The following is a 12,446-nucleotide window of genomic DNA, read 5'->3' as shown; positions in this document are numbered from 1 at the left end:
CACCATGCCCAGGGGAGAGAACGCGACCTTCGTTCTGGTGTGGGCGGCTTTGCTGGTGCTGTTGGCGGCCACGGCGGGTATCTCCTTCCTGCATCAGGGGGGCTGGAACACCGTGCTGAACCTCGGCATCGCCGTCGCCAAGACCGCGTTGATCGTCTGGTTCTACATGCACATGCGGCGCACCCGGCCGCTGGTGCGGCTGGCCGGGGCGACGGCGCCGCTCTGGCTGGCGATCCTCTTCGGCTTGGCGCTGAGCGACTATTTCACCCGATGAGGCCGGTGACGATGCGCATCGCGTTGATTCCGCTCCTGGCCGCGGCGGTGCTGACCGGATGCGGCGATTCCCTCCACGAGGAGGCGATCTCCCAGGACGATTGGGAAGGCGGCTGGCCGTTCACCGTCACGCACGGCACGCTCCGCTGCACGCTGCACAAGGGGGCCGTTCCCATCGTGACCTTCACAGCGAGGGACATCGAGTTCGGCGTGGACGACGCGGCGGAGGCCGCGGGCTTTCCAGCCATCAAGGCGATCCGCCGGAGAGACCGCCAGGGTCGTTTCATCGACGGTGACCTCGACGCCGTCGCCCAACTCGGGCGGATGCTGTGCGACGACGATTTGGCGCGGCTGCGCAAACAGCAGAAGGCGGCCAAGCGGCCATAGGCGCGCGGATCATGCCGATTGAAAGGAACGCGTTCCGCCCGGATCGGTTGGGCTTGTGCATCCCCCAAGATGGAGACCCGTCATGGCCGAGAACGAGCAGACCACCAAGCCCACGCCCGCCGACCTGCAAGGCAAGGATCAGCCCGGCATGCTGGGCGACGGCACCGAAGAACAGAACCTCAACCGTCCCGGCGACAAGGGCGCCCGGATCACCGAGGATCAGTTGCTCACCGCGGACCAAGCCAAGGCGGAGCAAGTCAAGCAGGGCGGCCGGCAGAACAAGACGGAGCACTGATCGGGCGGAAAGCCCCGTCCCGCGTCCGATCGCGGAACGGGGCCTCCTCCATCTCCTCAACCCCGCCCAGCCTCCGCCGACACGGCGAGGAAGCGCCGCTGGCCGCCGCGGTCGAGCAGCAGCAGGGCTCGCTTGTCGTGCTCCAGCGCCGCCGACAGGCGCTTCGCAGCCGACCTGGCATCGCGCACCGGTTCCTGGTTGACCTGCTCGATCACGTCGCCCGGACGGATGCCGGCGGCGGCGGCGATGCCGTCCTGCTCGACCGCGACCACCACGGCTCCCTTGGTCCCGTCTGCGAGATGAAGCTGCTGCGCCACCGGCGGCGTCAGGTCGCCGAGCGCCAAACCGAGCGCCGCCCCGTCCTTTTCCTCGCCGGAGTTGCCGCTGGTGGCGACCTTATCGGTTGGCATCTCGGCGATGCTCACCTTCAGCGTCTCCTCCTTGCCCTGCCGGCGGACGGCGAGCTGCGCCGGCTGGCCGACGCCCGTGTCCGCCACCAGCTTCGGCAGGTCGTGCGCCTGCCGGATGGGCTGCCCGTTGTAGGATTCGATGAGATCGCCGGGGTGCAGGCCCGCCCTGGCCGCCGGCCCGCCTTCGGTCACGTCGGTCACCAGCGCCCCCTGCGGCTCCTTCAGCCCGAGCGCGGTGGCGATGTCGGGCGTCACCTCCTGGATCGCCACGCCCAGCCAGCCGCGGGTCACCTTGCCGTTGGCCTGCAATTGCGCCACCACGGACTTGGCAAGGTTGGAGGGGATGGCGAAGCCGATGCCGATGCTGCCGCCGCTCGGCGACAGGATCGCGGTGTTGATGCCGATCACCTCGCCGCGGGTGTTGAAGGTCGGCCCGCCGGAGTTGCCGCGGTTGATCGGCGCGTCGAGCTGGAGGAAGTCATCGTAGGGGCCGGAGTGCAGGTCGCGGCCGCGCGCCGAGACGATGCCGGCGCTCACCGACCCGCCAAGGCCGAAGGGGTTGCCGACGGCGATCACCCAATCGCCCGGTTTGGCGTCGTCGCTGTCGCCGAATTTCAGGTACGGCAGCGGGTTCGCGGCGTCGATCTTCAGCAGCCCCAGGTCGGTCTTGTCGTCGGTGCCGATCACCTTGGCGGGGTGCTTGGAGCCGTCCTGGAAGATGACGGTGACCTTGTCGGCATCGCCGACCACGTGGTTGTTGGTCACGACGAAGCCGTCGGCGCTGATGATGAACCCCGAGCCCAGCGCCATCCGCGGGCCCATGTCGCGCGGCGTCTGGTCGGGACCGCCGAAGAAGCGCCGCAGCATCTCGTCATAGGGCACTCCCTCCGGCACGCCCGGCCCGGCTTCGGCGGTCTGAGCGGCATCGACGCGCTCGATCACCGAGATGTTGACCACCGCCGGCATCACTTTTTCGACCATCGGCCGGAAGCTGGGCAAGCGGTCGATGGCCGTCCCGGCCGCAGGCCCCTGGTTGAGCGCCGGCGCTTGGGCGAGGGCCGCCGGGACGAGAGGCGGACACACAGCCAGCCCCGCCGCGAGCAGGCCCAGACGGACCGCGCCGGCCAACCGAACGCGCGGTTCATGCGCATCGGACATGGTTTGTCTCCCTTGGAATGACGCCGGCCGGATGCCGGCTCCGCCGCGCCAACGCCCGGCGCGGTGACTTGTCCCATTCCCGAAAGGAACCACCACGAGAGGGGCATCGTTGGCAGGAGCCATCGAAAACGACGGCGGATGGGAGCAATCACCCGGGAGAGCCGCCATGACCCAGTCCGATCCCGCCACCGGCACCAGCACCGGCGGCATCGCCACCCCGCCCGGCACGCGTCGGGATTTCCTCTATCTGGCCACCGCAGCCGTCGGCGTCCTGGGCACCGCCGCCTCGCTGTGGCCTATGATCGACAGCATGAATCCAGCGGCCGATACCTTGGCGCTCGCCTCCATCGAGGTGGACCTTGCCCCCGTTGCGGTCGGACAGTCCATCACCGTGACGTGGCGCGGCAAGCCGGTGTTCGTCCGTCACCGCACGCCCGAGGAGATCAAGGCCGCCCGTTCGGTCAAGGTGGCTGACCTCCCCGATCCGCAGCCGGACGAAAAGCGCGTCGAGAAGCCGGAGTGGCTGGTGGTCGTCGGCGTCTGCACGCACCTGGGCTGCGTGCCGCTGGGCCAGAAGCCGACCGACCCGCGCGGCGACTACGGCGGCTGGTTCTGCCCCTGCCACGGCTCGCAATACGACACGTCGGGGCGCATCCGCAAAGGCCCGGCCCCCGCCAACCTCGTCGTGCCGCAGTACGCGTTCCTGACCGACACCCGGATCCGGCTCGGCTGACCGGACACACCGGGGCTGGAACCCCCCAGCCGGGCCGTCGTTGGCAAATCGAGGACGCCACCGAACGCCGGGCTCCTCCCCGGCCAGGGAGAACGAGATGAAGACCGACCATTCCGACCGTCGCCCCGCTGAAACCAACGAGAACGACTGGGTCGGCGCCTACGGTTTCGGCGGACACCACGGACCGGGCTGGGAGCCGCAGCCCGGCGAGGACCGCGACGCCTGGGACCGCGCCGCCGACGCCTTCCTCGCGTTGATCGGCGACGAGGACGCGGCGCGGCGCCTGCGCAAGGACCACATGCCGGCCAGCCGGCGGCACGGACGCGACGGGAACCATTGAGCGGTCCGGAGCGGCCCGAAGCCTTTCTCGTGGATGCGGCCTCGTGCGAGCGGGTCATGGATCAGGCGTCCGAACACGGCAACCAGTCGCCAGCCCGGCGGGGCGCCCCCAACGTCGCCTGCCAGGACTGCACCCTGCGGCGGTCGCGCCTGTTCAAGCCGCTCGGCGAGGATGAGCTGGATTATGTCGCCAAGCTCCGGGACCGCCAGATCGTGCGGCCCGCCGGTGCCCGGCTGCTCAACGCCGGGCCCGCCTGCGGCTTCATCTTCACGCTCTACACGGGCTGGGCGTTCCGCTCCATCCGGCTGGGCGACGGCTCGCGGCAGATCGTGGAGATCCTGCTGCCGGGCGACGTCTTCGGACTGCACGTGGCAATGCTCGGCGACTGGGACTACGAGGTCACCGCGCTGACGCCCGTCGTGCTGTGCCGGCTGAAGGCGCCGTCGCTGGACGACCTGTGCACCCACTGTCCAGCGCTCAACCGGGCCCTGATCCACACGCTGGCCGAGGACAAACGGCGCGCCGACAGCCGGCTCGCCGTGCTGGGCCGCACCCTGGGGCCGCAGCGCATCGCCTACCTGATGCTGGAACTGGCCGAGCGGCTCGAAGAGGCCGGCGAACTGCGCGACGGGTGCTGCGACTTCCCGCTGCGCCGCCGGCACCTTGCCGACGCCACCGGCCTGTCGGGCACGCATGTGAACCGTTCGCTCGCCGAGCTGCGCGAACGGCGGCTCGCCCATGTCGAGGGTGGGCGGCTCACCATCCTCGACCGCGAGCAGCTCGCCGGCTTCGCCGGCTACACGTCCCTGGGGCAGCAGATCCAGCGGCTGATCCTCTGATACCGAAGGCGCTTGATGTCTTCCATCAAGCGCCTTCGATACAACCCGGCAGCACATTGCGCAGCTCTCGCCCTTTGCCAGCGGCAAAGGGCTGCCGCCAGCGCTTTCGGAACGAAAGCGCGCTAGGCAATGTGCGAGAGGGGCATACGGCCGGCCGATCATGGAAGCATCCATGCGCCGGCCGTATGACCGCAATCATTAAATCGCGAACATATGTGCCGAACTGCGGAACCGGCTCCTCTGAGACCGGTTGGAGTCGCTGAAGGGAGACGATGACGTTTCCCGCACGGTTACCGCCGCAAAAAGCAGGATTCCGGCATGCCCACATCCTTCGATGGGGAGTTGGTGGAGTGCATCCCGGAGCTGCGGCGCTACGCCCACAAACTCGCGGGCGAGCACGCAGCCGCCGAGGATCTGGTCCAGGACTGCCTGGAACGCGCGCTGAGGAACGCGGACAAGTTCGCGCCGGGCACCAACCTGGAAGCCTGGCTGATGACCATCCTAAAGCATCTCTTCTTTACCGAGTGCCGCCGCAACCAGCGGCGTCCGCATGTCGAATTGGATGAACACGACAGCGTTGTTCCCGCACCGCAAATCGCGCGGATCGCCCTCGACGAGGTTGGAGAGGCGATCGAAGCCCTCCCGCCGCGCCAGCGCGGCCTGATCGAACTGGTGAGTATCGACGGCGTGTCGTACCAGGAGGCGGCGCAGCGCCTGGGCGTGCCGGTGGGAACCATCCGCTCACGCCTCTCCCGCGCCAGGGAGCAGATCCGCCACAACATGGAGCGGCGACGGCGCGTCGAACGTCCCCTTGCACCGCGCGCCGCTCCGCCCCTCCCTCACGGCGGGTCAAAACCATCGGTGTCGCCGGCGACGCCAACTCCCACTGAGCCTCCCACCGCGCCGACCGTGCGCCGGCCGCGTCCCTCCGCGCTGCCGGCGTGCCTGGCGGCGTTGTCCCGCCATGCCTTGCCGGGCCAAGTCCGCGTTCCCCACGCCACCCCGGCTCTTCTTCGAGGATGGCCATGGCGGGTGCCGGCGCAGGGGACCATTCACCTCCGCGGTCCGCCGGCCATTGGCCGGGCGCAGTGGCGGCGACCCTCAGCCCGGATCGATGCCGTCACACCCCGATGGCCGCCTTGATCCGGTCGGCGGACAGCGGCAGATCGGGAATGCGCACGCCGGCAGCGTTGGCAACGGCGTTCGCCACCGCCGCCGAGGTCGGCCCCTGGCTCGCCTCGCCCGTGCCCAGGAAGGGCTGTCCGGGACGGTCGAGGATGTGCACCTCGACGCTGTCCGGCACCTGCGGGAAGCGCAGGATCGGATAGCGGCTCCAATCCAGGCTCCTTATCCCCTCCGGGCCGTAGTCCACCGCCTCGAACAGCGTCCAGCTCATGGACTGGAGGATGCCGCCCTCGATCTGATTGCGGATGCCGTTGGGGTTGACCGCCTGCCCGCTGTCCACCGCGGCGACGGCACGCACCAGCCGCGTGCGGCCGGTCTCATGTTCCACCTCCACCTCGGCGGCGACTGCGGCGTAGGCGGCGAGGTTCTTGTAACGCGCGAAGCCGAAGCCGCGCCCGCGTCCCTTGGGCAGGGCCGCCGCCTGCGCCCAGCCGAAGCGCTCGGCGGCCGTGGTCACCACGTCGCGGGCGCGCGGGTCCTCCAGGTGGCGCAGGCGGAACTCCACCGGATCGGCGCCGGCCGCGGCGGCGAGGTCGTCCATGAAGCTCTCGATGGCGAAGACGTTCATGTAAGCGCCCAACCCCCGCAGCGCCGACGTGCGCATGGGGGCCACCGGGATGAAGTGGTGCACGACGCGTGCGGCGGGCAGCGCGTAGAGCGGGATGGCGTTGCGGTCGCCGCCGCCCTCCGGCTGCGGCAACGGCTTGGGCGGCGGTGGCTGGAACGGTGCCTCCAGGAACTGCGCGGCCAGCAGGTTGCCGGCAGCGCCGGGGCGAGCGTTGTGCGGGTTGCTCCACACATCATACTGCCAGTCGACAATGCGCCCCGACGCGTCGAGCGACGCCCGCGCCTTCGACACCATGGCCGGGCCATAGGGCTCCCAGCCGTGCTCGTCCTCGCGCATCCACTGCACGCGCACCGGCCGGCCTGGAAAGGCGCGCGCCAGCAGCGCGGCGTCGGCACCCACGTCGTCGGCGGCATTGTGGCCATAGCACCCCGAGCCTTCGAGGTGCACGCACCGCACGCTGTCGGCCGGCATGCGCAGCATTTCGGCCAGCGCCTTGCGCAGCGGGTAGACGCCCTGGCTGTGCGTCCACACCGTCAGCCTGTCGTCCTGGAACAGCCCCACCGCGCAGGACGGCCCGATGGAGGCGTGCATCTGGTAAGGCCGGTGGAAGGTCGCCTCCACCGTTTTCGCCCCCGCTGGCGGCGCTCCATGATCGTCACGGATCGGGCGGATCTCGGCCGGCTGCGCCTCGATGAAACGGTAGATATCCGCGCGCTCGGGCAACACGGGTCCGGCGTCCCATTGCGCCGCCTCGGCCAGCGCCTGCCGGGCGGTGACCGCCTGAAACTCGCGCTCGGCGATGACGGCGAGGAAGCTGCCGTCGCGCACCACCTTGAGCACGCCGGGCATCCGCTCGACCGCGCCGGCATCCACGGCGCGCAGGCGGCCGCCACGGGTGGACGGGCGCACCACGCGGGCGTGCACCATGCCCGGCAGCCGCAGATCCTGCACATAGGCCGGCCCGCCCGTCACCTTGGCCGGGATGTCCACGCGCGGCATCGCCTGACCGATCACCGTGTAGGCGCCGGGGTCCTTGAGCGGCGAGGCCGGCGTCGCCTCCCGGTGCAGTTCCTGCCCGCTCACCAACTCGCCATAGCCGACGCGGCGGCCATCCGGCGCGCTCACCGCGCCGTCGTTCACTTCGAGCTGGTCGGCGGGCACGCCCAAACGTTGTGCCGCCAGATCGGTGAGGATGCCGCGGACCTGTGCCGCGGCGTTGAGCAGCGCCGTGCCGCTGTCCTGCATGGAATGACTGCCGGCGGTGTAGGCCTCATTGGGCGTGGTCTGGGTGTCGGCGGTGATCAGCGTGAGGCGCTTCGGATCGACCGACAACTCCTCCGCCGCCACCTGGATCAGCGCGGTCTTGATGCCCTGGCCCAACTCGATCTTGCCGGTGAAGACGGTGACCTTGCCGTCGGCGCCGATGCGGATCCAGGAATCCAGCATCGGGGCGTCCTTCAGGCTGCCCGGCAATTGCGGCGCCTTGTTCGGCTCCTTGCCGACGTTCTGCGCCTCTTGCGCCAGCAGGTGACACAACGGCGTCATGGTAAAGGCGACCACCAGCGCCCCGCCCGCCAGCACGCCGCGGCGGGTGACGCCACGTTGCGACAGCCCCTTCATCGCCGGCCTCCCTCGGTTCCGGCTACCGCCTCGGCGGTCTGCACCGATCCTGCGGCGCGCCTGACCGCCTTCAGAATCCGCATGTGGGTCCCGCAGCGGCAGAGGTTCGTCTTCATGTGCTCGCGGATCTCGGCGTCCGAGGGGTTGGGCTTGCTTTGCAGCAGCGCTTGCGCGCGCATCACCATGCCGGCGATGCAATAGCCGCACTGCGCCGCCTGTTCCTCGATGAAGGCGCGTTGCAACGGGCTGGGGTTCTCCGCGCTGCCCAGCCCCTCGATGGTGGTGACCTTGCGGCCCTCCAGCAGCAGGATGGGCGTCACGCAGGAAAACACCGCCCTGCCATCGACCAGGACCGTGCAGGACCCGCACTGACCCAGCCCGCAACCGAACTTGGCGCCGTTCAGCCCAAGGTCGTCGCGCAGCACATAGAGCAGCGGCGTCGCCGGGTCGGCATCGACCCGCTGGGCCTTGCCGTTGACGGTGAGGGTGACCATCAGGACGTCTCCTTTCCCTGGCGGATGCGGCGCGCCGTGGCCTCGACGTCGCTCCAGTCCGGTCCATTGCCGAAGGTGCCGCGCAGGTAGGCGGCCAGTGCCGTGATCTGCCGATCCGTCAACACCGTGGCGAAGCCCGGCATGATCGGGCCGGCATCGCTGCCGGTGGGGTGAACCCCGTCGAGGACGATGTGGATCAGGTTGCGCGGGTCCGGTCCGGTGACCGCCGAACTGAACGCCAGCGGCACGCCACCCGAAGCCAGCGCCTGCCCGCCGCGATGGCAGGTCGCGCAAGCCGCAGCGTAGATGGCACCGCCTTCGGAGGCGGTGTCCGGCGGGTGGCCGGCGCTCGCCACCCGATCCTCGGCCTTTTTCATGTGGTCGGGTGTGGCGGGACCGGCGAAGGAACCGACATAGGCGGCGATCGCCCGCACGTCCGCCTCCGGTGCCCGCGCCAGATTGTGCGCGACCGGCGCCATCGGCCCGGCGGCGGCTCCGTGCCGCTCTTCCTGGCCGGAGCGCAGGTAGGTGAACAGGCGGTCGGGCGTCCACGGCACCGGGGCCGGCGCCTGGGCATTCAGTGCCGGCGCATGCCATCCCTCGGCGCTGCCGCCGGCGAAGGGCTTGTCGCGCTCGACCGCGCCCAACCGGTTGCGCGGCGTGTGGCAGGCGCCGCAATGCGCCAACGCCTCGGCCAAGTAGGCGCCGCGATTCCACTCCGCGTCCTTGCCGGCCGCCGGCTGAACCGGCCCCTTGTCGAGGAACAGCAGCTTCCAGCCGGCCAGCACCGGCCGGAAGCTCAGCGGGAACGGCAGATCGTTGCGCGGCGTCTCCTGCCGCACCGGCTCGCGCGTCATTAGGAAGGCGTAGAGTGCGCCGATGTCCTCGTCGGTCAGCTTGGTGAAGTGGTCGTAAGGGAAGGCGGGGTAGAGGTGGTCGCCTTCGCGGTCCACGCCGTCGCGCATGGCGCGGCGGAACGCATCCTCCGACCAGCGGCCGATGCCGGTGTCGGGGTCGGGCGTGATGTTGGTGGCGTAGATGATGCCGAACGGCGTCGGCAACGGCGCGCCGCCGGCATAGGGCTTGCCATCCGGCTTGGTGTGGCAGACCGCGCAGTCGCCCATCAGCGCCAGTTGCGCCCCCTTGGTCACTTGGGCGGGGATGAAGTCCGGCCGTTTCGCCGGATCGATGGGATCGGCGGCGGGGCGCCACGCCAGCGCGGTGAAACCAGCCGCGCCAATGGCGACCAGCAGGGCCAGGGCGAGAAGCAGGCGTTTCATGGAGGTGTCCCGGTCACGGCGGCCGCTCCCCGGAATCGGATGTCGCGGCCTGCCCTCTGCCAGACAACAACAAGCTTCACTTTTCGCAGTGCAATCGTGCGTCCGGGTTCATCGGCTCTACCCCGAAGGACCAGATGCGCACGCCACCCATGGCGAGGAACCGGCCAGCAGTCGTCCTGTTCGCTGTGCACCGGATCGGAAAGGGTGCATGAACATGGCGGGCAAGAATGATGCCCGCAGGCAAACGCATGAAAGCGCTCGTTGAAGAGCACCTCGCGGGTGTCGGGCAGGACCTCCTCGGGCTACCCGCGAGGAGACATCACCTCGGGTAACTGTGGATTTCGAGCCGATGCGGATTCACGGACGGGCCACGAAGGACCCGCCCTTTCATCAGCCGAATCAAGCCGCGCGGCGGTTCCGCATGTACAAGGCGATCTCCTTGTCGTGCTTCAGAATGTGTTCCTTCAGCCACGTGGAGAGGAACTCGAACAGCGCCGTGCTGGCGTTCTTCTCCTTCGCCTCCACCCGCCGCTTCAGTGCGTCGAAGGTTCGGAAGAAGCCCTCATGGGCCGAACGGTGAGTCGAAAGGTCGGGATAGCTGACCTTCTGCATCTCGCGCTCTTCCTCAGCGAAATGCGTCTTCATGGTCCGCTCCAGCGCGGCTGCGATATCGGCCGCCCCGGCCTCGCCTTCACCGAACATCATCTTGCCGTAGAAGGTGTTGATCTGCTCGATCACGTCACTGTGGTGCCGGTCCACCTCGGGGATGCCGACACGCAGCGACTCATCCCATTCGATCAAGCGCATGCTTTTCTCATCGGACCGCACCTGATCGAGGAAGCGCCGCACCTCCTTCTTCAGAACGTCACCTTGGCGCGACAGCTCGCCCGCCGCTTCGTTGGTCTGCTCGGCCGCCCGACCGGTTTCGCGCGACGCCGCTTCCACTTCACCGATGTTGCGCGACACCTCCTGAGTGCCGAGCGCCGCCTGCTCGACGTTGCGCGCAATCTCGCCGGTCGCCGCCGTCTGCTCCTGCACCGCCGAGGCCACCGCCGAGCTGATCTGGCTCATTTGCGTGATCACCTGCGTGATCGAGCCGATGGCCTGCACGGCGTCCGAGGTGCCGCTCTGCACGGTCGAGATCTTGGACGAGATCTCGTCCGTGGCCTTGGCGGTCTGGTTGGCGAGGTTCTTCACCTCCGATGCCACCACGGCAAAGCCCTTGCCCATCTCACCGGCCCTCGCCGCTTCGATGGTGGCGTTCAAGGCCAGCAGGTTGGTTTGACTGGCGATGGAGTTGATCAGTTCAACGATCTCGCTGATGCTGTCGACGTTTCCCGACAGCGTCTGGATGAGTTCGGTGGTGTGTTGCGCCTCCGAGTTGGCTTGGTCGGCAACGGACTGCGAGCGTTCCATTTGGCTGGCGATCTCGTTGATCGACTTGGCCAGTTCCTCAGTGGCCGCAGCCACCGTCTGGACGTTGCCCGACGCCTGCTCCGCCGCACTCGCCACGGTGGTCGCCTGAGTGCTGGTTTCCGTAGCGGTGGCCGCCATCGACTTGGACGAGCCCTGAAGCTGGGTGGCGGCCGAGGTCACGGCCTGCACCACGGAGCCCACCTGGGCCTCGAAGGTGTCCGCCATTTTGCGCAGCGCCGCCTTGCGTTCCTCGTCACTGCGGCGCTTGGCCTCTTCCTGTTCCTCTCGCATCCGCTCGTTGGCGATCAGATTGTCCTTGAAGACCCGGAGCGTCTCGGCCATCTGCCCAACCTCATCCTTACGGCCGACGCCGGGAATGGTGGTGGACTTGTCTCCCTCGGCAAGGCGATGCATGGCGTCCGTTATGCTCACCACCGGGGCAGAAATGCTCCGGCCGATCAGGAAAGCCATCAGCAGCCCCATGGCAAAGCCCGCGACCGACAGGATGAGAATCATGCTCTGGGTGGAGCCGATCAGCGCTTCCGTCTGCTGCTCGACCTTATGCTCGTCCTCGATGCCGCTGTCGCGGATGAACCCGACGTCTGTCGAGATCTCGTCACCGGCCTTCCTCATCTCGATGTTGACGAGGACGTCCAGCTCGTGGCTCAACTCGGACGCACGGCGGAATGCATTGTGGTACTTGGCCGTCAGCGCCGCGACATCACTGTCGAGTTCGGCGTAGCTGGTGCCGCTCGTCGCGCCGTCGAGTGCTTTGAGAATGCGTTCCAGCTCGGTAAACCGCTGTTCGGCCGCGGTGGCGGAGTCGTTGTCGTGGCGGGCCAGCATCTTGTTCGCGTAGAGGCGCGCCAGCAGGGACGTTTCGAGCCCCGCGCCTGCCAGGGTCGCTGCGTTGCTGTTGCCGTCCTTCACAGCCGCGGCGCGCAGCTTCTCGAAAAGCTCGCGAATTTTCAGGCCCGAGGGGTCAAGCACCTCGCTGATGAGCTTGTCTTCCTCATGCTTCCAGCCAATGACCCGCTCGAAATCCTTCGCGTAGATCTCGAACTGCTCCTTGCTCGCCCTGAGCTTGGCCAGTCGCTCGGGGTTGCGGATGGTGGACAGCCCCTTGTCATACTCCTGGCGCAGCTGGACAGCGATCTTCTGCGCCGCCACGGCCCGCTCTTCGAGGCCGAGGGTGGCAAATTCGCGCACGTTGCGGCGCATGTCGAGCACACTGCGGTCGATGTCTCGTGCGATGGCGACGACACCCACGCGCTGCGAAAAGGTGCCGAATTCCTCATGCACCGTGGCAAAGGACAGATACCCCTTCACCGCCAATCCGACGAGGAGGGCGAGCACGCAGGCGAAGCCAATGAGAATCTTCACCCGGATGCTCAGATTGGCGAACGCCGACGCACCGGCGTGGGATGACGCGAGAGCCATGATCGAGA

12 protein-coding genes are annotated in these 12,446 nt (G+C 68.5%); 7 read left to right on the top strand and 5 right to left on the bottom strand.

Annotation, left to right across the window (positions count from 1 at the left end; translation table 11 throughout):
* Nucleotides 1-4 precede the first annotated feature (4 nt).
* The 3 genes from ACSVDD_RS07735 to ACSVDD_RS07725 all read left to right on the top strand — a co-directional run bounded on the left by ACSVDD_RS07735 (nt 5) and on the right by ACSVDD_RS07725 (nt 955).
* Entirely contained in the window at nt 5-274 is a 270-nt protein-coding gene (locus tag ACSVDD_RS07735) for a cytochrome C oxidase subunit IV family protein (RefSeq protein WP_448188752.1), read from the top strand.
* Nucleotides 275-285: 11 nt separating this feature from the next.
* Nucleotides 286-660 carry a hypothetical protein gene (locus ACSVDD_RS07730; protein WP_448188751.1) on the top strand — a complete coding sequence of 125 codons (375 nt, stop codon included), beginning with the start codon at nt 286-288 and terminating at the stop codon, nt 658-660.
* Between the two features lie 82 nt (nt 661-742).
* Nucleotides 743-955, top strand: coding sequence for a hypothetical protein (locus tag ACSVDD_RS07725; protein ID WP_448188750.1), 213 nt, complete (start codon nt 743-745; stop codon nt 953-955).
* A gap of 56 nt (nt 956-1,011) precedes the next feature.
* Here ACSVDD_RS07725 and ACSVDD_RS07720 read toward each other — a convergent pair whose 3' ends face one another.
* Nucleotides 1,012-2,523: a DegQ family serine endoprotease gene (locus ACSVDD_RS07720; protein ID WP_448188749.1), complete on the bottom strand. Its 1,512-nt coding sequence runs from the start codon at nt 2,521-2,523 to the stop codon at nt 1,012-1,014.
* Between the two features lie 166 nt (nt 2,524-2,689).
* Here ACSVDD_RS07720 and petA point away from each other — a divergent pair, with 166 nt between their 5' ends.
* The 4 genes from petA to ACSVDD_RS07700 all read left to right on the top strand — a co-directional run bounded on the left by petA (nt 2,690) and on the right by ACSVDD_RS07700 (nt 5,578).
* Entirely contained in the window at nt 2,690-3,256 is a 567-nt protein-coding gene (petA, locus tag ACSVDD_RS07715; RefSeq protein ID WP_448188748.1) for a ubiquinol-cytochrome c reductase iron-sulfur subunit, read from the top strand.
* A 97-nt stretch (nt 3,257-3,353) separates the two neighbouring features.
* Nucleotides 3,354-3,596, top strand: coding sequence for a hypothetical protein (locus ACSVDD_RS07710; protein ID WP_448188747.1), 243 nt, complete (start codon nt 3,354-3,356; stop codon nt 3,594-3,596).
* A 56-nt stretch (nt 3,597-3,652) separates the two neighbouring features.
* Nucleotides 3,653-4,435, top strand: a complete 783-nt coding sequence (locus tag ACSVDD_RS07705; protein WP_448188746.1) for a Crp/Fnr family transcriptional regulator — start codon at nt 3,653-3,655, stop codon at nt 4,433-4,435.
* Between the two features lie 318 nt (nt 4,436-4,753).
* Nucleotides 4,754-5,578: an RNA polymerase sigma factor gene (locus ACSVDD_RS07700; protein WP_448188745.1), complete on the top strand. Its 825-nt coding sequence runs from the start codon at nt 4,754-4,756 to the stop codon at nt 5,576-5,578.
* Here ACSVDD_RS07700 and ACSVDD_RS07695 read toward each other — a convergent pair.
* The 4 genes from ACSVDD_RS07695 to ACSVDD_RS07680 all read right to left on the bottom strand — a co-directional run bounded on the left by ACSVDD_RS07695 (nt 5,556) and on the right by ACSVDD_RS07680 (nt 12,438).
* Nucleotides 5,556-7,808 carry a xanthine dehydrogenase family protein molybdopterin-binding subunit gene (locus ACSVDD_RS07695; RefSeq protein ID WP_448188744.1) on the bottom strand — a complete coding sequence of 751 codons (2,253 nt, stop codon included), beginning with the start codon at nt 7,806-7,808 and terminating at the stop codon, nt 5,556-5,558. The genes ACSVDD_RS07700 and ACSVDD_RS07695 overlap by 23 nt on opposite strands.
* Nucleotides 7,805-8,302 (bottom strand): (2Fe-2S)-binding protein, encoded by a 498-nt coding sequence (locus ACSVDD_RS07690; protein ID WP_448188743.1) that lies wholly within the window; start codon nt 8,300-8,302, stop codon nt 7,805-7,807. The genes ACSVDD_RS07695 and ACSVDD_RS07690 overlap by 4 nt, the downstream gene beginning before the upstream one ends.
* Nucleotides 8,302-9,582 (bottom strand): c-type cytochrome, encoded by a 1,281-nt coding sequence (locus ACSVDD_RS07685; protein WP_448188742.1) that lies wholly within the window; start codon nt 9,580-9,582, stop codon nt 8,302-8,304. The genes ACSVDD_RS07690 and ACSVDD_RS07685 overlap by 1 nt, the downstream gene beginning before the upstream one ends.
* A gap of 399 nt (nt 9,583-9,981) precedes the next feature.
* Entirely contained in the window at nt 9,982-12,438 is a 2,457-nt protein-coding gene (locus ACSVDD_RS07680) for a bacteriohemerythrin (RefSeq protein WP_448188741.1), read from the bottom strand.
* Between the last annotated feature and the right edge of the window lie 8 nt (nt 12,439-12,446).

It is taken from the genome of Azospirillum terrae (genome assembly GCF_053470425.1).
The sequence above is the reverse complement of the archived record's forward strand: the minus strand, read 5'-3'. Positions and strand labels throughout refer to the sequence as shown.